This is a genomic window from Aurantimicrobium minutum, assembly GCF_002355535.1.
Taxonomy (GTDB): domain Bacteria; phylum Actinomycetota; class Actinomycetes; order Actinomycetales; family Microbacteriaceae; genus Aurantimicrobium; species Aurantimicrobium minutum.
This window is the reverse complement of sequence record NZ_AP017457.1, coordinates 1,391,449-1,412,728: the sequence shown is the minus strand read 5'-3', so window position 1 is coordinate 1,412,728 and position 21,280 is coordinate 1,391,449. Positions and strand designations below refer to the sequence as shown.

Sequence of the window (21,280 nt, the reverse complement as noted above, 5' to 3'; positions counted from 1 at the left end):
CTAGCGGCGAACCTCAAAGGTTGTTGCGCCAACAGTAATGGGGGTGTTCAGGGGAATTGGAACAGGCGAGCTCACCCGTGATCCAGCTAGCGTTGTTCCATTGGTTGAGTCCAAGTCTCTTAGCAACCACGACCCTCCACGAACCTCAAGACGGGCATGGTGAGTGGAGGTGTAGTCATCCTGAATCACAAGACTGGAGTCAGGAGATCGACCAATAGTAATGACGTCACCCTGCAAAGGAAGTTCCTGCCCAGCGAGATCACCTGAGGTGATTACGAGGCGCAGCGGGGTTCCATCGGCAGGGGCAATGTCTTGAGAAACTTCAGGAGCCAGACGTGGCTGCGCAGAGGTGAGGAAAGATTGTGCTCCAGGAGTGCTCGCCGGTTGTGGCGCGGGAAGTTTACGAACACGTTGACCAAAGAGATCGCTGCGTACCGCATACACAACAAAGAAGACGAAGACCCAGAGCGCAACCAGAAAACCTATGCGCAGGATCAGAAGTGTGAGCTCACTCACGCGGACCCCAGAATCCACCAGGCGCTGGTGCTTGAGCAGGTGAAGTAGTTTCTTCACCTGCTGCCTGTGGCAGGAGGCGGAGAGTGATCGATGTCTGTCCGATTGTGATGATGGAGTCGGCTTCTAAAGCAGAGGAGACGAGCTTGTGGCCATTGAGCTTGGAGCCGTTGGTCGAACCTAAGTCGTTGGCTTGAGCACGGGTGCCATCCCACAGGATTTCCACGTGCTTACGCGAGATGCCTGAGTCATCGACGGTGATATCTGCTTCAGTTCCACGTCCGATAATCGTGCGTGACTTGTTGATGGGGTAACGCTTACCGGCGATTTCCAAAACGGCAACCCAGGTGACAGAGCCACTGACGTTTTCGGAGGTGACCTGAACAACACCAACAGCAAGAGCGGGGTCCTGTTTGAGCGCAATCTTGATGCCCCCAGCGAACTGGTAGTGCTGCGTTGCCGCGTGCTTGGCAACGAGTCGGGTGAGCTCGTCAATGAGGGTGTCACCCATGCTGGACATCTGTTCAAAGTCTGAGGGGGAGAGGAGCACAACAAAACGATTGGGCGCAATGATGCGGTCGCGGGAGAGAACTGCTGCTTTGGTGTCCAGCTCTCGTCGAAGCGCGGCAGTGATTTCTACAGGCTGCAGGCCAGAGCGAAACGTCTTCGCGAACGCGCCATTGACAACGCGTTCGAGGCCGCGCTCAAGGTTGTCCAGAATGCCCACAGGTCTCCTTTGGGGGGATGAATCTCCTCCCCAAATCGTACTCGCCTCACTGTGAGCAAGCTGAATGCGCGCCGGTGCTTGGCTACTTAGTCCTTCGCAAGGTCGAAGGTTGCCGACGCATCCAAACCGCCTTCCGGGCGGGGAGTCAATTGTGCTGTTCCGCCTGAAGCTCTGGCAAGTTGAGCAACGATAGCTAAACCGAGTCCGCTTCCGTGACGGTCAGAATTTGCCCGCCAGAAACGGTCAAACGCTCGTGTACATTCTGCAGCGCTCAGACCCGGACCTTGGTCAAGAACATGAAGCTGGGCAATGGAACCTTCGCTGACAACTCGCACAATTAAACGCGAGCCCTTGGGGCTGACGGACAGGGCATTGTCGATGTAGTTGTCGGCAATCTGTTCGATGGCGCTGGGAACTGCTGTCACTCCCAACTGCTGAGGGCCTTCAAAGCGCAGCTTCACGCCAGACTCTGCTGCCAGGGCTTTCCAGTGATTAACTCGATCCCGAGTCACTGCCGCAAGGTCGAATCTTTCCCGCTGCACATTGGCAGCTTCTGTTCGGCTGAGCAAAAGCAGACCCTCAATGAGGTTGCTCAGTCGGTCTGCTTCTGCTTCAGCTGCCGCGAGGCGCTCGGCGGCTCCGGCAGGATCTGTTTCTAAGAGGTCGTGGGCCCGTTCCAGCCGAAGACGCAAGGCCGTTAATGGCGTGCGCAGCTGATGTGAGGCATCTGCTGCAAAAGTTCTTTGTTGGTTAATGAGCAGTTGTAAACGCTCTGCCATGCCGTTGAAGGACTCTGCGAGGGAGCGAATTTCTTTCGCTCCAGCTGTTTCATCAGCGCGGGCCATGAGGTCACCAGAAGCCAATGCTTCTGTAGCTTCTTGCAAACGACGAAGTCTTCTCGTGATGGTACCCGAAACGATATATCCGACAATCGCAGCAAGGAGAAGGGCAATCAGCGCCACTGCACTGAGCAGACCAATTTGCTCATTGACTTTGTTCGTCACTACATAATCGGGATAGGTCAGCCTCACAGCGCCAAGGATCTCAGAGCCACTCAAAATCGGCACCGTCACATAAAGCAGTTCTTGATTCAAAGTTGCAGAGAAGCGATGCCCGGTGCTGATTTTTCCTGACAGCGCCTCAGCAATTTCCGGCCTGTTGAGATAGGAGGTTCCCAGATCTGCTTGGTCGTCGTCGCTGACGACGACAGCGGTTCCTTCTTTGTTCACAATCACCACGCGAGAGCCACCGGCATCGCGATACTTCTTAACGGTTTGAATCAGCTCGCTGTCATCTTCCGTTGCCAAAGTTTCCAGAGCCTGTTCACTTCGGCCAGCTAACAAGAACGCATCACGTTCAAGGGAGGTAATGATCCGGTCATGTTCAACCTGCTGAAGATAGAAACCCAGCGGGATATCTTGAGCCAACAGCACGAGCAGGGTCACCGACATCAACGCGGTGATGAAGCGCCATTTCATTGGGGTTGCTCAAATCTGAACCCCACACCTCGTACTGATTCAATCCAGCCTGCGTGACCGAACTTCTTTCGGATTGCGGCAATGTGCGCATCGAGAGTTTTACTGGTGCCATACCAGTTGGTATCCCACACGTCATGCAAAATATCTGAGCGCTTAAAAACTGCGCCAGGGTCACTGGTGAGATACTCCACGAGCTCAAATTCTTTGGGTGTGAGATGAATTTCTTCCCCGTCCAAATAGACTCGCTGCGCTCGCAGATCGATACGCAACGAACCAAAGACCCTGTCGTTTTCATGCGCAGGTTGTGTTTCTTCCGGTTGGGTGCGTCGGGTGACAGCACCTATGCGTGCGACTAATTCCCGCATGCCAAAAGGCTTCACGACGTAATCGTCTGCTCCGATTTCTAGGGCAACAACGCGGTCAATTTCTTCATCACGGGCACTGACCACGATGATGGGCACGCCAGACATGGCTCTCATTCTGCGGCAGACCTCGGTGCCATCCATATCTGGCAGACCTAGATCAAGCAACACAATCTCAGGCTCAAACGAAGAAAGTTCTTTCAGCGCATTCTCACCTGTGGTGACGTGTCGTGTGTCGAAAGTGGTTCCAGAAAGGCCGTCCAGAATGCCGTCGGCAACGGACTGGTCGTCTTCCACCACGAGAACTCGCATGTTTCCATTCTGTCTCTCCACTGAAATCCCTGCTATCTGGAGCAGTCATGCTGTGGAAAATTGGATGAATCTTGGATTTTCTCTGGCTGTCCCTTTAACGCACATTTCGTAGCGTTGAAGCTATGAAGTCACAACTCTTGACCACTCTCTCCATCGTCGGAGTTCTCGGCACGGCGACAACCGCCATGGCGGCGAACACAGATGTATTGGCCAGCCTTGACTCGCCTGAGATCGGCTCTGCAACGGAAGTTCTGTTGCCTGCCACGTCGTCAACAACGGAGCCTGTTGCAACTGACCCCACAGCAAGCCCCGCCCCAACAGAGCCTTCAGCGACTCCTGCTCCTTCACCAAGTACGAGTTCATCAACAACCTCAGGAAACGGACAAGCCCCATCAGGCGGTGGTGCACCTGCGGCACAACCTGCCACAGCGCCCGTCGTCAATGGAACCTCCGGCGGATCGGGTTCTCGCGTAGCACCTGCAGCCGCTGTTCCTGGTGCAAGCACCTACAACGACGATGACGAAGAAGATCATGAAGATGAGGACCACGAGGAAGAGCACGAGGAAGACGATGACTAAACGAGTTCACCCCGCTCAGTCAGCACGCAAACTCGTTGGTGTTGCCTCTGGTGTTGCACTCGTCGGAATTGTGACTGGCTTCCAGCTAGGCGCTAACGCCCAGGAGCCTCAGCAAGCTCCGGTCGCCACAGAGACAAGCTCCCCTTCGTCGTCAACGACTGAACCCGTTGCACCTACTGCGGCGCCTGAGGCAGTGCCTGCACCAGCAGCGCCTGCGGCACCGGCTGAGAATTCCGCACCTGTGCAACAGCAGGCGCCTGTAGCGGTTGCACCCGTCGAGGCCCCAGCTCCAGCAGCTCCTGCCCCGGCCGCACCAGTCGCTGTTGCCCCTGCTGCGCCTGCGGCTCCCGTTGTTAACGGAACAACTGGTGGCTCTGGCTAGAGTCATGACTTCCGAGGACATTACGAAAAGTGCCCTGCGCGCGGTTTTTGCTCAGACAAAATCCTTGCCCGGGGTTCTTTCGCGTCCCGCAAAGATTATGGGTGGACATGGAAACATCACCCTTGTTGGGGGCGGCGAGGACATCATGGACCAATGTTGGGACCTTGCTCAAACCTGTGAGGAATTGTGGAGCAGGTTCTTACCGGAGAGCGATATCTCTCGTCTGAATTGGGCAGAGGGTCAACCTGTGGAGGTCGCGCCTCTCACTAGACAACTCATTGCCTCCATGATTGCTGGCCACACGCTGACTCAAGGCGCCTATGACCCCACACTGCTGCTAGATGTAATTTCCGCGGGGTATCAAGCTTCGGTTGTGGATCCGACAAAGACCTCAAGCTTGCCCAGTAGTGCACAAGCTCCAGGGCATCTGGAAGGGATAGTTTTTTCTGACAATACAGTTGCACTGCCCTTAGGCACAACGCTGGATCCAGGTGGAATTGGCAAAGGATGTGCGGCGGATGCCATTGCAGACTTTGCACTGGAAAAGGGCGCATTCGGTGTCATGGTTGAACTGGGTGGAGACATTGTCGTCAAAGGTGATGCGCCCGATGGAAATGCCTGGATTCTCGGTGTCGAAGACCCCTTTGATGAAGATAGCCATGTCTCGATTGTTCGCCTTCAAGCAGGAGCGATTGCGACCTCGAGTCAACTCAAGAAGCGTTTTAGTGATGACCAACACCACCTCATAGATCCAGCCACTCACCGCGGTGCAACTAGCGCAGCTCAAACAGTGAGTGTGATTGCGGCCACAGGCGCCCGGGCCGAAGTCCTCACTAAGCGCGGCTTTGTGGATGACGAGAAGACCTTTCTCGACTGGTTGCCTACAGTGGGAGCAGCGGGATTGATTGTTCGCGCGGATAGAACAATTCGGACCTCTGCCAATTGGAGTATGTACGCATGAACGACCCACATATTTGGTGGTACATCACGCGTGCAAGCGCCTTGATTGCCTGGGTGCTGATGACGCTCTCAGTGGTGTGGGGAATCCTGCTCTCCACCCGTGTCATGCGCCGCATAGACAACCCTGCCTGGTTGCAAGATTTGCATCGCTATCTCGGCGGGATGACCCTCATCATGGTTGTTCTGCACATGGTTTCTCTCATGCTTGATGGGTGGCTTCAGTTCTCTATCCCTGAAACCCTGGTGCCCTTCGCCACGGACTTTAAGCCTCTTGCCGTTGCGCTTGGAATTATCGCGTTCTATATCCTCGTGGCCGTTCAAGGTTCCTCGCTCATGATGAACATATTGCCTCGGGGATTTTGGAAAGGTCTGCACTACTCCAGTTATGTTGCATTGCTTTTGGTCTCATTACATGCAGGCTGGACCGGAACCGATGTTGGGAGCTGGTGGTACAAGGTCCTCGCGATTGTTCTTATTGCCGTGGCCACGATCTCTGTTTTGGTTCGCATCATTGTGGGAACCAAGACGTCAGGAACGCGCCCTCATCGCATGTCGGTCGACGCTGTAGCTAAAACTGAACCTGCTCCGGAGATTAAGAAAGTTGAAACCCGCACGATGGTCGTGAGCTCCCTGACTCCCATCACGCAGGACGTTGTACTTATTCGTCTTCTTCCACTTGGCGGCGGCCAACTGCCTGCGTGGTATCCGGGATCTCACATCACACTTCACCTGCCCAACGGTCTGCAGCGTCAGTATTCCTTGTGTGGTGATCCAGCAGAGAGAACCCACTTTGAAATCGCTGTCTTGAAGACAACACAATCTGAAGGCGGCAGTGAATGGATTCATGCGAACCTTTCTCCCGGGATGACGTTAGAGGTGTCTGGTCCGCTCAATCACTTCGAGTTGGAACCCGCGAATGACTACTTGTTCATCGCTGGTGGAATCGGGATTACCCCGATCAAGGCAATGATCGAATCATTGCCCGAGCGCAGGAAATGGAAGCTCATTTATGCCGGCCGAAGCAGACAGACCATGGCGTTTGTGGATGAACTTCTCGAGCGCTATCCCGAAAACGTGGAAGTCTATGCCTCGGATGAAAACGCGGATGCGCTTGACGTTTACGCCACTGTCGCATCCAGCACTGCCGAGGTGTATTGCTGTGGTCCTGAGTCTCTGATGAGTTCGGTCTCCAGCTTTGTTCCTTCAGAACGAATGCACCTCGAGCGGTTCGTCCCTCTTGTTCGACACAGCTCTCTTCCGGCCGAACCGATTGAGGTTCACTGCCGCAAGAGCAAGAAGAGTTTTGTGGTGGGTGCGGAAGAAAGCATTCTCGATGCGCTTGAAGAAAACGGACTTCCTCTGATTGGTTCTTGCCGTAAGGGTGTGTGTGGAAGCTGCGAGGTAAGGGTCGTCGAAGGCACACCAATCCACCTAGATTCTGTTCTTGATGACGAAGAAAAAGACCGGTTGCGTGTGATGTATCCCTGCGTTTCCCGCGCAGAAGCCGGCAAGCTCGTTCTCGATATCTAGGCTCAAATGGCGCAGGGGCATTGCTCCGTGATAACCTCGTCCAGTTCGCGCGAGTGGCGAAATGGCAGACGCGCTGGCTTCAGGTGCCAGTGCCCGCAAGGGCGTGGGGGTTCAAGTCCCCCCTCGCGCACGAACAAACCCCCGGTGTGATGCCGGGGGTTTTGCCACTTAAGACACGAATTTCTCTTGAGAAGATTGGTTCATTTTCTGGGCGTGAGCTGAAAGAATCATCTTGAGCGCACTGATGCGCATCCCCCACGTTATTAAGGAGTCATTTTCATGGCTAAATTCACCTTTGGTAAGGCTGTAGCTGTTGTTGCTATTGCTGCAACCGCAAGCTTCGGTCTCTCTGCATGTGCAACCCCTGCACCTGAGCCAACTGAGACCGCTATCGGTGGCGACATCGTCGCACCCATCGAGATCAACTACCAGGACATCGACGGCCAGACTCTTGAGTTGGTTGTTGGCCAGGTTGTTAACATCAACTACGGCGGCATCAACGACGGTGAAGTTGAAGTTGCTATCTCAGATCCCAAGGTTGTGGAGTACTCCGCAGCTGCTTATGAGAACGACACTCAGTTCTCTGCAGGCTTGTTGGCACTCTCTGGCGGTGAGTCAACCGTGACCTTCACCTTTGCCGGTGAAGACCCACGCGAGCTGAACATCCAGGTTCTTCTCAAGTAGTTCTGCTGAAGTATGAGGGCGCCCCGAAAGGGGCGCCCTTTCTTCGTTAACGCCACCCATTTATCACTCAGAAAACTCCCAGACTACACACAGCTGAATCCCAACTTAAACCAAAGGTACAGAGCTAACGTTGTCTTATGAGCACAACCGCTCACACAGCACAAAGACTTTTACACCAAGGAGAAACAACATGATCAAGAACCACAAAATCGCAAAGGTAGGAGCTATCGCAGCTCTTGCAGCAGCAGCAACCTTCAGCCTCGCAGCATGCTCGAGTGCAGCAGATGAAGATTCATCGGGCGCAGACGAGTCGAGCGAAACCAGCCAGGTCGTCGCACCCACCATCGTTGACGTAGCAACCCTCAACGGACAGACCGTTGACATCAACAATGGTGCATTCGTGGACATCACCACCGGTGACACCGACCCTGCTGACTGGACCGCAGTCGTCAAGGACCCTGCAGTGGTGGCCTTCACCGCTGGCGGCAAGTCCGGTGACGCAGTTCTCAACCCTGGACTTCAGGGAACACAGGCTGGATCAACCCAGGTTGAACTGACCAACAAGACCACCGGAGAGGTAGTTACCTTCACTGTCAACGTGAAGTAATTTCTCTCACGGCCTCCAAGACAGACGGCCTCTCCCGAATACGGGAGGGGCCGTTAGTCTATTAACAATGACCGGTCACCAGCACTCTTCGGCACTGCCGACCTGGTTGGCGTTGGTTGTGGCATTTGTTGCCGGGTGCTTCATGACAACCCAAGCTCGCCTCAACGGCGAACTTGCCGTTGATCTCGACAACGGTTTTGTTGCCGCCAGCATTTCCTTCGGGTCAGGGTTTGTGCTGCTGTGCCTCATCATGCTGGTGTTCAAGCGTGGTCGGCAAGGGTACGGACGTATTGTTGCCGACATCAAGCAACGCACCATTCCCTGGTGGTTCACCCTGGCTGGATGCGCAGGTGCTGGATATGTTCTTTCACAGTCCATTGTGATTGGTTTCACAGGTGTTGCCCTCTTCACGGTGGCCTTTGTAGCGGGACTCACCATTGGCTCGTTGCTGTTGGATGTGTGGGGTATCGGCCCTGCCGGAAAACGACCCCTCACTCTCAACAGAGTCTTAGGTGCAGCGCTCGGTTTAGTTGCAGTCGTGGTGGGAGTGATGGGTCAACCCATTCAAGCCGAAGGCCTGTTCCTCCTTGTCATGCCATTAATTTTTGGGGCAACTGTGGCCTGGCAGCAGGCAGCGAACGGTCGGCTAACAGTCTCGGCGGGAACTCCGTGGAGCTCCACGTTTATAAACTTTGGCGTTGGAACAGGGGTGCTCCTCATCGCCACTGCCATTCGTGTCGTCCAAACAGGTTTCCCCACCAGCTTTCCCAGTGAATGGTTGCTCTATGCCGGTGGACCTATCGGCATCGTCTTTATTGCAGCAAATGCTGTCGTTGTTCGATCAATCGGTGTGCTGCTGCTGAGCCTAGGTACTATTGCCGGCCAGCTGACTATGGCAATTGTCTTTGACTCTGTGAATTCTCACGGACACCCCTTGGGGCTATCCACCTTTGCTGGAACTGCGCTGATATTTGTGGCCGTTCTCGTTGCGACACTTCCCAAAAAGCACACAGCAGAGCACGTGGCTTAACCCAGAAGCAACTCTCGCAAGCGATCTGCTGAATACACAGTGGCTATTGCTCCGACTGCTTCTGCAGGGGAACCGTAACCCCACTCCACGATGATGGTGGGCACATTGTGTGCAGCTGCCCCTTCAACGTCATAGATGCGGTCACCAATTAATACAGCCTGGGAGGTGTCTGCCCCTGCTTTGGCTAACTCAGCCAAGGCGTGACCGACCACATGAGCTTTAGAGGTGCGGGCATCATCTTCAGAAGCACCAGAAATAACGGTGAAGTACGGGCTGAGTTCAAAGTGATCCAAGATTGCTTGGGCTTGATTCTGTGGCTTGCTGGTTGCAATGCCCAGAGGAATGCCCGCATCACGCAGGGAGTCCAGCAAACCCACAATTCCAGGGAAGATAGCTGAATCGAATGCGCCATCACGGCGATAGTCGTTGCGATAAATCGCGAGCGCTTCCCGCGCCTTTTCTTCTGACAATCCAGCTCGTTCCTGCAAGGAGGACAGCAAAGGAGGACCGATGTACGCCATGAACTCCTCACGGCTTGGAACGGGAAGTCCCAGGTGTGCAAACGTATCGGTGAGAGCATCGATGATGCCGGGAGCAGAGTCGAGGATGGTGCCGTCCAGATCGAAGAGGACAGCTGACCAAGTGCGGGAAACTACAGAATTCATAACTTGGCAAGCTTAGGGCGCAAACCTGCGAACGTGAACGAAGCTAGCAGGGTTTTCATCCTGCGAGCTTCTAGAACAAGCGGCCGTGCTTGTCTTCAACACCGCGCATCTCGTCATAATCCAAGATGAGGGTGCGAATGCCGCGGTCCTCAGCCAACGTTTTGGCCTGGGGCTTAATCTCCTGGGCAGCAAACACACCCGTCACAGGTGCCAGGTGGGGGTCACGGTTCATGAGTTCCAGGTATCGAGTCAGTTGCTCCACGCCATCAATCTCGCCTCGACGCTTAATTTCAACAGCTACGCTGTTGCCCTTCTCGTCGCGAGCAAGAATATCTACGGGCCCGATGGCGGTCATGTATTCGCGGCGGACGAGGGTGTACCCCTCACCGAGGAGTTCAATTTGTGCCGCTAAGAGTTCCTGAAGTTCGGCCTCAACACCGTTTTTGATGAGACCCGGGTCTTCACCGAGTTCATGTTCAACATCGTTGTAAATCTCATAAATGCTGACAACGAGCATGTCTGCTGTCTTGGCATGAGTGACGCGCCAAATTTCGGTCACTCCCACGTCAGCCTGATCTTTTTCAGGCTCGTGTGTGGTGAGTGAACAGGGTGGACTCATCCAGTTCAGCGGTTTGTAGGAGCCGCCATCTGAGTGAATCAATAGAGATCCATCTTGTTTGAGCATGAGTACTCGTGTTGCCAGAGGAAGGTGTGCACTAAGTCGACCGGCATAGTCAACAGAGCATTTGGCTACAACAAGACGCATAGTTTTAGGCTACTTCGTTGTTCTGCATGAGCAAGTTGAGCAGTTCCTCCGCGTTCGCGACGGTTGCCATAGCTCCAGCGAATTCTTTTTCGTGGGCATAGCCCCAACGCACCAGAACAGTGGGGATGCCGTTGAGCGCGGCACCCTCAGTGTCATAGAAACGATCCCCAATCATGAGGGCGTTTTTCTTTCCTAGCTGCTCAAGCGCTTCGGCAATAACAGCAGCTTTGTCGTGACGCTTCTCATTACCGCCAAAGATGCCCGAGAAATATTCAGCCATGCCATATGCCTGACACAGACGCTCTGCTTCATGCTGGGGTTTGCTGGTGGCAACAGCCATGGGGAATCCGGCCTCATGCAGCGTTTTGAGCGTGGAGAAAATCCATGGAAAGAGATGCTGATCCTTCAGGCCATCTCGCTCTGCAAGTGAGCGGTAGTAGGCACGAGACTCATCCAGATGTTCCGGGGCAATAAATCGTTGCAGTGAAGTGCCGGTTGGGGGACCAATGAGGTATCTCAACTGTTCAGCCGGTGGAGGGGTCACGCCAAAATGCAGGAGCACCTCTGTCAGCCTGCGCACGATGGCCACCGCTGAATCCAGCAAAGTCCCATCCATATCCCACAGCAATGGCGTCCATGGTCCAGCAGTGGAAATCACGGGGCCTGGTGTGTAGTCAACCTCCACGGTGGTTGGCGGAGTGGGATTAGCTGCGCTCACGCCTGAGGTATCCGTTCTTCACCAATAGTGTTTCCGCCGTCAACGGGAATGACCTGGCCGGTGATGTAACTGGCGCCCGGGGAAGCCAGCCATGCAACAGCAGAGGCAATCTCTTCTGGACTACCACTGCGCCCCGCGGGAACAATATTTCCCTCCGCGGCTTCGGATTCCAGTTGAGATCCGGTAGCAATCCACCCCGGTGCCACCGCATTAGCGGTGATACCGTGAGCAGCTTCATCCACCGCAAGAGCACGCGTGAAGCCAACCATTCCCGCTTTAGCTGCGGCATAAGCCACATCGCCACGTGTTGCCATCAACGAACCTGAAATGGAGCTGATGTTAATGATGCGTCCCCACTTGGCTGAGCGCATGAAGGGAACAACCGCCCGGGTTGCATGAAATGCCGTGGTGAGATTCATCGCCAACGTGGCATCCCACTGACTTGTTGACATCTCGATATCGCCCTGCGTAATAGTGTCATCCCCCACAGTCACCATCCCGGCGTTATTGACCAGGATGGTTGGTTGAGCAGAGACATCAGCAAGAGCTTGTGACAGCGAAGCTGCCCCGTCTTGACTCTCGAGCGTGCAGACAATTCCGAGTGCATCAATACCTTGAGCTTCCAACTCAGCCACTCGCTGATGAATGCGTTCGGTGGTGCCGGTCACAATGACGCGGGCACCCAGTTCTCCCAACGCAACTGCACACGCAAAACCAATACCGGTTGGGCTCCCCGCTCCCGTGATTAATGCAGTGCTGTTTGCCAAGCTCAAGGACGAGGGCAGATGAGGAAAAGTCATAACTTCAGGCTACCTAACAGCGAACACGCAGATGGAGCGCTGTTCAAACTTCTAGGCTTGACCTATGAGCAAAAACAGCGACCTTTCGGGAATCGACATCATCGAATTAGATGAGAACGTTCGCCCACAAGACGATCTTTATCGTCACGTCAACGGCAAGTGGGAAGAGCGCACCCCAATCCCTGCAGACAAAGCACGTTATGGCTCATTTCACATCCTTGCCGAGGAAGCAGAAAAGGCTGTTCGCGACATCATCATTGAGGGACAGCAAGCTCCCGAAGGAACCCAGCAGCGCACCGTGGGTGATTTGTACACCAGCTTCATGGACACCGAACTCATCGAGTCTTTAGGGGTTGCTCCTATCGAATCACAGCTTGCTGTTGCTTCGAACGTCGCTACGATTTCTCAGCTCTTAGACACTGTTGCCCGACTCGAACGTCAAGGCGTTGGCGGATTCCTGGAACTGTTCGTCGACAACGATCCCGGCAACCCAGAACGCTATCTGGTTTTCGCGGAACAAGGCGGAATCAATTTGCCAGATGAAAGCTATTTCCGCGATGAGAAGTTTGCTTCTGCACGCGAGGCATACCTCAACCACATTCAACGCATGTTTGAACTCACAGCAGAACACCTGCCAACTACTGCGGGACTCGATAACGCTGCCGTTCGTGCACAACGCGTCTTTGATTTAGAGACTGCGCTCGCCGCCGCACACTGGGATAACGTTCGCACCCGTGATTCGGTAGCAACCTATAACCCCATGTCCTGGACTGAGGTTAAGGAACTTGTCGCATCCGGTGCGCGCGAAGCGATAGATCTTGATGCGGTTGTGGGATCTAACCCGAATGAGCATGTTGCCGATCTCGACTTGTGGCTTACTGCACTCGATGCGCCTGCCGGAGCGTTGGACACTGTTGTTGTCCGCGAACCAAGCTTCCTCGAAGGACTCGGTGCGCTGCTCACCCAAGAGCACCTCGAAGCGTGGCGTGATTGGCTCAGCTGGAACATCATTCACTCGGCAGCGCCATTCCTGCCAGCTGCCTTCGTGTCTGAAAACTTCGACTTCTACGGACGAACCCTCACTGGAACCCCGGAACAGCGTGAGCGCTGGAAGCGCGGAGTGTCCCTCGTTGAGGGATCCATGGGTGAAGCAGTCGGGCGGGTGTATGTGGAACGCCACTTCCCTGAGCGAGCCAAAGCCGAAATGGATGTTCTGGTTTCTAATCTCATTGAGGCCTATCGCCAGTCCATTACTGAATTGGATTGGATGAGCGAAGCAACCAGAAAGCGTGCTCTAGAAAAACTAGATAAGTTCACTCCGAAGGTTGGATACCCCGTCAAGTGGCGTGACTACTCCAGTCTCGTCGTGAGCCCCACCGATCTGGTAGGCAACATGCGACGAGTGGCCGAGTTTGAATTCCAACGTGAACTGGGCAAGATTGGCAAGCCCATTGACCGCGACGAGTGGTTCATGACTCCTCAAACCGTCAACGCCTATTACAACCCCGGCTTTAACGAGATTGTGTTCCCGGCAGCAATCTTGCAGCCACCCTTCTTCCACCCAGATTGGGATGACGCAGCCAACTATGGCTCTATCGGAGCCGTGATTGGCCACGAGATTGGTCACGGTTTTGATGACCAAGGCTCGCGCTTTGATGGTGATGGTCTACTGACGGACTGGTGGACGGATGAGGACCGTGCTGCATTTGAAGAGCGCACCAAGAGCCTCATTGATCAATACAACGCACTTTCGCCCAAGCAGGTTCCCGGACACTTCGTCAATGGTGAGCTCACTATTGGTGAAAACATTGGTGACCTCGGTGGTCTGGCCATTGCGTGGAAGGCTTACCTCATCTCTCTCAATGGTGAGGAGCCTCCGGTCATTGATGGTCTCACCGGCGCGCAGCGCTTCTTCCTCAGCTGGGCACAATCCTGGCAGCAGAAGGGACGAGATGAAGAAGTCATTCGTCTGCTTGCCATCGATCCCCACTCACCGAACGAATTCCGTTGCAACCAAATTGTCCGCAACATCGATGCGTTCTATGACGCATTTGATGTTCATCCAGCTGATGAGCTCTGGCTTGATGCCGATGAGCGCGTCAGTATCTGGTAGCCCTTAGTAAGATTGCTCCTTATGGCCCCCACCTCTCGTCTTGACGCTGTCATTGCTCTCGCCCAACACCGTGGCTTTGTTTTCCAAGCTGGTGAAATTTATGGCGGCTCCCGCTCTGCATGGGATTACGGCCCCTTGGGTGTTGCTCTGAAAGAGAACATTAAAAAGCAGTGGTGGAACTACATGGTCCAGCGCCGCGACGATGTTGTTGGCTTGGACTCTTCGGTCATTCTTCCCCGCAAGGTGTGGGAAGCCTCTGGTCACGTTGAAGTGTTCTCTGACCCTTTGGTGGAGTGCACCAGCTGTCACAAACGTCATCGTGAAGATCACCTCATTGAAGCTTTCGAGGAGCGCAAGGGCCGCGCGCCTGAGGGTGGTCTCGCTGAAGTTCCCTGCCCGGACTGTGGAACCCGTGGTGCATGGACTGAACCAAAGCCTTTCTCTGGTTTACTGAAGACGTACTTAGGTCCCGTCGCTGAAGAAGCAGGTATGCACTATCTGCGCCCCGAAACGGCACAGGGCATCTTTGTGAACTTCGCCAACGTGCTACAAGCAGCACGTATGAAGCCTCCTTTCGGTATTGGCCAGATTGGGAAGAGTTTCCGTAACGAGATCACTCCTGGAAACTTCATTTTCCGCACCCGTGAGTTTGAACAGATGGAGATGGAATTCTTCGTCGAGCCCGGAACCGACGAAGAGTGGCACCAGTATTGGATTGACCACCGCTTCGCCTGGTATGTCGACTTGGGGATCAACCCCGATAACTTGCGCCTCTACGAACACGCCAAAGAGAAGCTTTCTCACTACTCCAAGCGCACCGTGGACATTGAGTACCGCTTCGGTTTCCAAAGCGGTGAGTTCGGTGAGCTAGAAGGTATTGCCAACCGCACCGATTTTGATCTCAAGACCCACACCGAACACTCGGGCAAAGATCTCTCTTACTTCGATCAGACCAAGAACGAGCGTTGGACCCCATACGTTATTGAGCCTGCGGCTGGTTTGACCAGGTCCTTGATGGCCTTCCTTGTTGATGCCTATGTCGAGGAAGAAGTGGAAAACGCAAAGGGTGGAACTGACAAGCGCACCGTGCTTAAACTTGATCCTCGTCTTGCACCGATCAAGGCTGCTGTGCTTCCGCTGTCTCGTAATGAACAGCTTTCTCCCATGGCTAAAGAGCTTGCTTCTGAGCTGCGCCAGTCCTGGAATGTTGACTTTGATGACTCAGGTGCCATCGGGCGTCGCTACCGTCGCCAGGATGAAATCGGTACGCCTTTCTGCATCACTGTTGACTTTGAATCTCTTGAGGACAAGTCAGTGACCGTTCGTCACCGTGACACCATGTCGCAGGAGCGCATCCTCATTGAGGACCTGCACATGTATCTCGCTCTTGCCCTCAAGGGTGCATAGCTCACCCTCGTCTCATGGCAGCAGCGAAGGCTTCCTCATCACGATGTGATGTGTTGACGATTGGCAGCGACCTTGCTGCTTTCGTCGCAGCACTGGATTGTGCCCGCATTGGGCTCAAGGTTGATTTGTGGATTCCCAAGGATGCAGATTTCTCTGGACCAGCAGAGTTCTCTCACCGGGGTGGAATTGTTGCTGCGGTTCTCGATGACCTCGGCGTTGACTACGAGATTGTGATTCCCGTCAAGGGTGAGGAAGAGATCTGTGGCATCCCCGCCAATCCTTTTTCCCCTGCCGTTCGTGCCGCAGTGGGATGGTCGGGCGCATGGAGAATCTATCTTGACCGCATTAAGCCAGTGCTCACCATTGGCAATGAAACTAATCTCGGCACGCTTGTTTCCCAGCGGTTGGGCGAGGCGGCACTGACCAAACTTGTGAACCCTGTGACTACGCAGCGTTATGGCTATCCGGCACAAGAACTTACAGTTGATGCAGTTGCGCCGGGTCTTGCTCAGGCGCTAACCCGTGGTGGATCGTTGAGCAACGCAGTGGTGGAGCTCATGCTCGCCGATCACAGAATCGTTGAACGCGTGGACGTTCCAGGTGGTCAACAAGCAATTCTTGATGCGGTGATTGCCAAGATGGACTACTTTGCCGAAAAGGTGACGCGGGTTGCGGACCCAACCAAAAAGCTGGCATCTTCGTGGAAGAAAGCCGGAGTTATTCTTGCTGACTTCGGTGACGTTTCCATTCCCGAGGACATTGATCCCGAACGCATCGCTGAGGTAGGAATTTCCACAAAATCTCCTGGTTTAGAGAGCGCTATCCCGGCTTCACAGCATGCCGCACTGGGCATGAGAAGGGTGCTTTTGAGCGACCCTGAAAAACCTCCAATTGGGACTCTCAGCTTCGAGGGATAGGCTAGAGATTCAACATATGCGATTTTCGACATATTGAACGGAAGAAATTATGAAGGGCAAGCTCCTTTTCATTGCAGGTCTCGCAATTGGCTACGTCTTTGGCACCCGTGCGGGCCGTCGACGCTACGAGCAGATTAAGTCTGCCGCCCAAAACATCTGGGAGTCAGAGCCCGTTCAATGGTCGGTCAAGCAAGCACAAGACGCCGTCGGCGACGTCGCTGAAGAAGCGCTCACCGTTGCCAAGCGTGTCATTCACCAGGTCACCGGCGAGAAGCCCGCAACAAAGAAAGCACCAGCCAAGAAGCCTGCTACCAAGAAGGCTCCAACCGAGCCCGCCGCCAAAATGGCTGCACCAAAAACTGAACCTAAGCCTGCTGCGAAGTAACCATGTCTGCGTCTCAACCGTCAAATAAGGAAACGTCAGAGAAGTCTCTGTTCACGCTGCTGCGTGAACTGCCCGGCATCTTGATGGATCTGCTGCAGGCAGAGTTTGAACAGTTCAAGCGTGAGATGGCACGCAAGCTCAAGAACTTGGGCGTCGGAGCTGTTCTCATTCTTATAGCCCTGACCTTGCTGAGTTTCCTTGTCTTCACTCTGCTGTTAGCTGGCATTTTCGCGCTCGCGCTTGTCATGCCACCCTGGGCAGCAGCACTGACCGTTGCCGGAATCCTTGTGGTGATCATCGCCATCTTGGTGGGAGCTGCCGCCGTGCAGTTCAAGAAGGGCAGCCCTCCGCTGCCCACCGAAACTTTCGACAGCGTCGTGAAAGACGCTCACGCTATCAAGGGAGATGACAACAATGGCGTCTAACCCTCAGTTGAAAAAGGTTTCTGAAGAAGAGTTCTTTGCTGAGCCTTCCTACGTTTCAACCTTGAACAACGCTGAACTTCAAGAACATCTCACTGCCACACGTGACAAGCTCTCGACAACATTGGATGAGTTGGAAGACAAAGCCAATGTTCCTAAGCAGCTGGGTAAGGCGAAAGATCGTCTCCAGGCACGCTTCATGGTCATGCGAGAAGAACAGCCACTTGTGCTGCTGGGTATTGGCGTGGGCGCCGTGGCTCTCGCCGGCGCCATCATCGCGGGTGTCATTCGTTCAGCACGCAAGTAACGATGTGATTTCAGATTGGCCATTAATGGCCGGTCAGCGGTTTCTTCAGTTTGTCGTCTGGAGCAACACAGGAGCACAATAGAGGCGATGTCATTTACCTCTCCGATCGAGACGCGCCCACTTTATGGGCATCGCGTCCTTGTACCTCGCGGTGGACCCTGGGGCGACTCTGTCGCATCAGCTCTCCGCGCTAAAGGTGCATCAGCGGTAATTGCACCCATGGTGAATTTTGCTCCAACCGATGATGCTCCTGCTCTCGAAGCTGCGCTGAAGTCATTAGCAGCCGGTGAATTCGACTGGGTCACGTTAACCAGTGCAACAACAGTCGATGTTCTCTCAGCTCATCAGGCTGTCATCCCTTCCAGCACCAAGGTGGCATGCGTTGGTGAAACAACGGCTACCGCGTTGGCGGCTGCTGGCTACAAAGCGGACCTAGCTCCCAGTGAGGAGAACACCGCTCATGGTTTGCTCGAAGAGTGGACTGCGGCAACAGGTGGCGTGATTCCACTTCGTGTTCTGACTCTGCGTTCTCAGATTGCAGTTCCGGTTTTGACAGAAGGCCTGATTCGCATCGGCCACGACGTTCACTCTGTGGTGGCATACCGTTCAGTCGGTGTTGATGTGTCCGAGGGTGTCATCAATGATGTTCGCCAGGGAAAGTTCAGTGCCATTCTTGTGACGTCGGGTTCTGTTGCAGAACAAATCTCGCTTCAGATTGGCGAAATTCCGGAGAAGACCTTCACGGCTGCAACTGGGCCTCGCACAGCAAAGGATGCTCGTTCTTTTGGGTTGCGTATTGATGCCATCGCTGATGAGATCAATATTGAATCAATGGTCGACCTTCTCGTCGACCACGCCTTGAAAACTAAGCCTTAACGTTGGCGTGCTCGTCACAGTAGACGGGCTTGGCTGCACATTCCTCGCAAACAACCATTTGTTCGCGGCAGGACTTGTCGACACAGTTGACCATGTGGTTGGACTTGGCTCCACAGCTCGTGCAGGTGCCGAGGAGTTTGACGTCAGGAGCGAAGTCCATGGTGATGCGCTTGTCAAAGACATAAAGCGAGCCTTCCCACAGACCCTGGTTTCCGCGAGCTTCGCCATAGCGAACGATGCCGCCATCGATTTGGTAGATCTCCTTGAAACCGCGGGCCTTCATGATGGGGGTCAGGATTTCGCAGCGAATACCGCCGGTGCAGTAGGTGACGATGGGCTTGTCCTTGATGTGGTCGTATTTGCCACTTTCAAGTTCACGCACAAAGTCGTGAGTGGTCTTCACGTCGGGAACAATCGCGTTCTTGAAACGGCCAATCTCTGCTTCCCACGCATTGCGTCCGTCAAAGAACAGAACTTCGTCACCACGTTCTGCAACGAGTGCGTCGAGCTCGTGAGGCTTGAGCTTCTTTCCGCCGCCAACGATTCCGCGGTTGTTCACTTCGATTTCGTCGGGCACTCCGAAGGCAACAATCTCAGGTCGTGCCTTCACGCTGAGCTTAGGGAAGTCTAGGCTCAGGCCGTTTTCGTCAAGCCCCGTGCCGTCACTCCACTTGGCATCCATCTTCTTGAAGCCGGGGTATTCCTTTGTTTTGCGCAGGTACATCTTGACGTTGTCGAGGTCTCCGCCCACGGTTCCGTTGATGCCGTGCTTGGAGATTAGGATGCGCCCACGCAAGTTCAAGCTTTCACACAGGTCACGCTGCCAGAGGCGAATTGCATCTGGGTCAGAAATGGGGGTGAATGCGTAGTAGAGAAGAACTTTGGGAACTGCCATGTATATAAGGGTACGCGCCCTCGGCGAACATCGCACTATTCATATTGACAATCATTCTCAATAAGACATAGCTTGGTTAGGTGAAAAAAGTAGCCGCTCTTATTGCCCTCGCACTCGGCGCCCTGAGTTTGAGTGCCTGCAGTGCACCCACCGAGAACACTGACGGGCTAAGCATTGTTGCAACAACAACGCAGGTCACTGAATTCACCAGCACCATAGTTGGCTCTGAAGGAACCGTCACCGGACTAATCCAGCCCAATCAGAGCGCTCACTCTTTTGACCCATCGGCTAAACAGCTGTTGCAGCTCTCTCAAGCTGATGCTGTTGTGATGAACGGCGCAGACCTTGAGCCTTGGTTGCAAGACGCCCTAGATGCAGCTAACTTCCAAGGCGAGATCATCGACGCCTCAACCGGAATCGAACTGCTGGCTGCGGGTGAATCTGAAGAAGATCACGCGGGGCATGCTGAAGATGAGCACAACCACGGAGAGGGCGATCCGCATGTGTGGACGTCCCCTGCCAACGCGGAAGTGATGGTCTCGAACATCGCAGCAGGACTGACTGCCCTGCCAGAGGTGACAGACCAGATGAAGGCATCCTTTGAAGCAAATGCCACTGCGTATAACCAACAACTGACCATCTTGGATGAGTGGATTGTGGCGAACTTTGCCCAGGTTCCCGAGGCACAACGACTGCTGGTTACCAACCACGACGCATTTACCTACTTTGTTGATGCATATGGGATTACTTTCCTCGGTTCCATCATCCCCAGCTTCGACGACAATGCTGAACCAAGCGCTGCCGAACTTGATGCTCTCATTGCTCTCATTAAAGAGTCCGGGGCAACGGCAGTCTTTTCAGAAAGCTCTATCTCACCCAAGCTGGCAGAAACTATTGGCACAGAAGCTGGCGTGAAGGTGTATTCAGGTGAAGATGCGCTCTATTCAGATTCTCTCGGTGTTGCCGGTTCTGAAGGGGAAACCTACATCAAAGCCACTATTCATAATGTGACCAAGCTGATGGAAGCTTGGGGATACCCTGTGCTTCCCGTTCCCGCGGAGCTAACCTCATGAGTCCACGAACGCGCCCGATTCCTATCGTCACCAATGATGCACTCACCATCACTGGAGGTGCCTTCAGCTATGGCACAACCCCGGCGCTGACAGATGTCACAATCACGGTCAAGCCCGGTGAAGCCATGGCCCTGATTGGACCCAATGGTTCAGGTAAGTCAACCCTGCTCAAAGGAGTGTTGGGACTCATTCCACTTGTGGAAGGGACGATGGGCTTGGGAAAAACCGAAGGCATCGGATACCTCCCACAGACAGAACACATTGACCCTGAATTCCCGGTGACCCTCAAGCAGGTTGTCATGATGGGGCGCTATCGCAAGCTGGGATTGTTTCGCTTTCCCTCCAGTTCGGACAGGGCAGCGGTTCGCAAAGCTATCGCTAGCGTGGGGTTGACCAATGTGGCCAACAAGCGTTTTGGTTCCCTCTCGGGCGGACAGCAACAACGTGGATTCCTCGCCCGTGCCCTAGCGTCAGAGCCAGGACTGCTGCTGTTGGACGAACCCTTTAATGGACTTGATCAGCCCAACCGTGATGCGTTGATGCAGACTCTGCGTCAACTCAAGGCAGCGGGTGTAGCGATCATCGTGACCACTCACGATTTGGATCTCGCTCGTGAAGTTTGCGACACCGTACTGTTTGTCAACGGTCGTCAGGTAGCCTTTGGCCCCAAAGAAGAAGTTCTCACCTTGGCCAACCTGCAAGAAGTCTTCGCCGACTTCCAGGTTGAAATTGATGAGCACACCGTGGTCGTCCCTGGACACGAAGGCCACTAA

General features: G+C 54.3%; 25 protein-coding genes and 1 tRNA gene. 17 read left to right on the top strand and 9 right to left on the bottom strand.

What is annotated here, in order from left to right; genetic code table 11:
* The 4 genes from AUMI_RS07000 to AUMI_RS06985 form a co-directional block, all read right to left on the bottom strand.
* Positions 1-516, bottom strand: coding sequence for an FHA domain-containing protein FhaB/FipA (locus tag AUMI_RS07000; protein ID WP_096382865.1), 516 nt, complete (start codon positions 514-516; stop codon positions 1-3).
* A complete protein-coding gene (locus AUMI_RS06995; protein WP_096382862.1) occupies positions 509-1,240 on the bottom strand; it encodes an FHA domain-containing protein in 732 nt (243 codons plus the stop codon). Before AUMI_RS06995 ends, AUMI_RS07000 begins: the two co-directional genes overlap by 8 nt.
* Positions 1,241-1,326: 86 nt before the next feature.
* Positions 1,327-2,718: a sensor histidine kinase gene (locus AUMI_RS06990; protein WP_096382860.1), complete on the bottom strand. Its 1,392-nt coding sequence runs from the start codon at positions 2,716-2,718 to the stop codon at positions 1,327-1,329.
* The gene (locus AUMI_RS06985; protein WP_096382858.1) at positions 2,715-3,392 is read right to left on the bottom strand and encodes a response regulator transcription factor; all 678 of its coding nucleotides are present in this window, start codon (positions 3,390-3,392) and stop codon (positions 2,715-2,717) included. The genes AUMI_RS06990 and AUMI_RS06985 overlap by 4 nt, the downstream gene beginning before the upstream one ends.
* A 122-nt stretch (positions 3,393-3,514) precedes the next feature.
* Here AUMI_RS06985 and AUMI_RS06980 point away from each other — a divergent pair, with 122 nt between their 5' ends.
* From AUMI_RS06980 to AUMI_RS06945, 8 genes are all read left to right on the top strand, one after another.
* A complete protein-coding gene (locus tag AUMI_RS06980) occupies positions 3,515-3,970 on the top strand; it encodes a hypothetical protein (RefSeq protein ID WP_096382855.1) in 456 nt (151 codons plus the stop codon).
* Positions 3,963-4,352: a hypothetical protein gene (locus AUMI_RS08195; RefSeq protein WP_172418284.1), complete on the top strand. Its 390-nt coding sequence runs from the start codon at positions 3,963-3,965 to the stop codon at positions 4,350-4,352. The genes AUMI_RS06980 and AUMI_RS08195 overlap by 8 nt, the downstream gene beginning before the upstream one ends.
* A 4-nt stretch (positions 4,353-4,356) precedes the next feature.
* Positions 4,357-5,313, top strand: a complete 957-nt coding sequence (locus tag AUMI_RS06970) for an FAD:protein FMN transferase (RefSeq protein ID WP_096382853.1) — start codon at positions 4,357-4,359, stop codon at positions 5,311-5,313.
* On the top strand, positions 5,310-6,842 hold the full coding sequence (locus tag AUMI_RS06965; protein ID WP_096382851.1) for a 2Fe-2S iron-sulfur cluster-binding protein: 1,533 nt from the start codon (positions 5,310-5,312) through the stop codon (positions 6,840-6,842). Before AUMI_RS06970 ends, AUMI_RS06965 begins: the two co-directional genes overlap by 4 nt.
* A gap of 47 nt (positions 6,843-6,889) precedes the next feature.
* Positions 6,890-6,972 (top strand) — tRNA-Leu (locus tag AUMI_RS06960).
* Between the two features lie 149 nt (positions 6,973-7,121).
* Positions 7,122-7,526, top strand: a complete 405-nt coding sequence (locus tag AUMI_RS06955) for a hypothetical protein (protein ID WP_096382849.1) — start codon at positions 7,122-7,124, stop codon at positions 7,524-7,526.
* Between the two features lie 190 nt (positions 7,527-7,716).
* Positions 7,717-8,133 (top strand): hypothetical protein, encoded by a 417-nt coding sequence (locus AUMI_RS06950; RefSeq protein WP_096382847.1) that lies wholly within the window; start codon positions 7,717-7,719, stop codon positions 8,131-8,133.
* A 67-nt stretch (positions 8,134-8,200) separates the two neighbouring features.
* Positions 8,201-9,163, top strand: a complete 963-nt coding sequence (locus AUMI_RS06945) for a DMT family transporter (RefSeq protein WP_096382845.1) — start codon at positions 8,201-8,203, stop codon at positions 9,161-9,163.
* Here the strand turns inward: AUMI_RS06945 and AUMI_RS06940 are convergent.
* The 4 genes from AUMI_RS06940 to AUMI_RS06925 all read right to left on the bottom strand — a co-directional run bounded on the left by AUMI_RS06940 (position 9,160) and on the right by AUMI_RS06925 (position 12,112).
* Positions 9,160-9,828 (bottom strand): HAD hydrolase-like protein, encoded by a 669-nt coding sequence (locus AUMI_RS06940; protein ID WP_096382843.1) that lies wholly within the window; start codon positions 9,826-9,828, stop codon positions 9,160-9,162. The genes AUMI_RS06945 and AUMI_RS06940 overlap by 4 nt on opposite strands.
* A gap of 70 nt (positions 9,829-9,898) precedes the next feature.
* Complete coding sequence (gene nucS / locus AUMI_RS06935; RefSeq protein ID WP_096382840.1) at positions 9,899-10,594, bottom strand: endonuclease NucS; 696 nt, start codon at positions 10,592-10,594, stop codon at positions 9,899-9,901.
* A gap of 4 nt (positions 10,595-10,598) precedes the next feature.
* Positions 10,599-11,312, bottom strand: coding sequence for an HAD family hydrolase (locus tag AUMI_RS06930; protein WP_096382837.1), 714 nt, complete (start codon positions 11,310-11,312; stop codon positions 10,599-10,601).
* Entirely contained in the window at positions 11,309-12,112 is an 804-nt protein-coding gene (locus AUMI_RS06925; protein ID WP_096382835.1) for an SDR family oxidoreductase, read from the bottom strand. The genes AUMI_RS06930 and AUMI_RS06925 overlap by 4 nt, the downstream gene beginning before the upstream one ends.
* A gap of 64 nt (positions 12,113-12,176) precedes the next feature.
* On the opposite strand from AUMI_RS06925, the gene AUMI_RS06920 reads away from it, so the two are divergent.
* The 7 genes from AUMI_RS06920 to AUMI_RS06890 all read left to right on the top strand — a co-directional run bounded on the left by AUMI_RS06920 (position 12,177) and on the right by AUMI_RS06890 (position 18,539).
* A complete protein-coding gene (locus tag AUMI_RS06920; protein ID WP_096382833.1) occupies positions 12,177-14,225 on the top strand; it encodes a M13 family metallopeptidase in 2,049 nt (682 codons plus the stop codon).
* Between the two features lie 21 nt (positions 14,226-14,246).
* The gene (locus AUMI_RS06915; protein ID WP_096382830.1) at positions 14,247-15,632 is read left to right on the top strand and encodes a glycine--tRNA ligase; all 1,386 of its coding nucleotides are present in this window, start codon (positions 14,247-14,249) and stop codon (positions 15,630-15,632) included.
* A gap of 14 nt (positions 15,633-15,646) precedes the next feature.
* Positions 15,647-16,549 (top strand): hypothetical protein, encoded by a 903-nt coding sequence (locus AUMI_RS06910; protein WP_096382828.1) that lies wholly within the window; start codon positions 15,647-15,649, stop codon positions 16,547-16,549.
* 49 nt (positions 16,550-16,598) lie between these two features.
* A complete protein-coding gene (locus tag AUMI_RS06905) occupies positions 16,599-16,934 on the top strand; it encodes a hypothetical protein (RefSeq protein WP_096382825.1) in 336 nt (111 codons plus the stop codon).
* Between the two features lie 2 nt (positions 16,935-16,936).
* Positions 16,937-17,359: a phage holin family protein gene (locus tag AUMI_RS06900; RefSeq protein WP_096382823.1), complete on the top strand. Its 423-nt coding sequence runs from the start codon at positions 16,937-16,939 to the stop codon at positions 17,357-17,359.
* Positions 17,349-17,663, top strand: a complete 315-nt coding sequence (locus tag AUMI_RS06895) for a DUF3618 domain-containing protein (protein WP_172418283.1) — start codon at positions 17,349-17,351, stop codon at positions 17,661-17,663. The genes AUMI_RS06900 and AUMI_RS06895 overlap by 11 nt, the downstream gene beginning before the upstream one ends.
* Positions 17,664-17,750: 87 nt before the next feature.
* Positions 17,751-18,539 carry a uroporphyrinogen-III synthase gene (locus tag AUMI_RS06890; RefSeq protein WP_096382818.1) on the top strand — a complete coding sequence of 263 codons (789 nt, stop codon included), beginning with the start codon at positions 17,751-17,753 and terminating at the stop codon, positions 18,537-18,539.
* Here AUMI_RS06890 and trhO read toward each other — a convergent pair.
* Complete coding sequence (gene trhO, locus AUMI_RS06885; protein ID WP_096382815.1) at positions 18,529-19,434, bottom strand: oxygen-dependent tRNA uridine(34) hydroxylase TrhO; 906 nt, start codon at positions 19,432-19,434, stop codon at positions 18,529-18,531. The genes AUMI_RS06890 and trhO overlap by 11 nt on opposite strands.
* An 80-nt stretch (positions 19,435-19,514) precedes the next feature.
* Between trhO and AUMI_RS06880 the strand changes: the two genes are divergently transcribed.
* Both AUMI_RS06880 and AUMI_RS06875 read left to right on the top strand, forming a co-directional pair.
* The gene (locus AUMI_RS06880; protein ID WP_096382812.1) at positions 19,515-20,507 is read left to right on the top strand and encodes a metal ABC transporter substrate-binding protein; all 993 of its coding nucleotides are present in this window, start codon (positions 19,515-19,517) and stop codon (positions 20,505-20,507) included.
* The gene (locus AUMI_RS06875) at positions 20,504-21,280 is read left to right on the top strand and encodes a metal ABC transporter ATP-binding protein (protein ID WP_096382811.1); all 777 of its coding nucleotides are present in this window, start codon (positions 20,504-20,506) and stop codon (positions 21,278-21,280) included. Before AUMI_RS06880 ends, AUMI_RS06875 begins: the two co-directional genes overlap by 4 nt.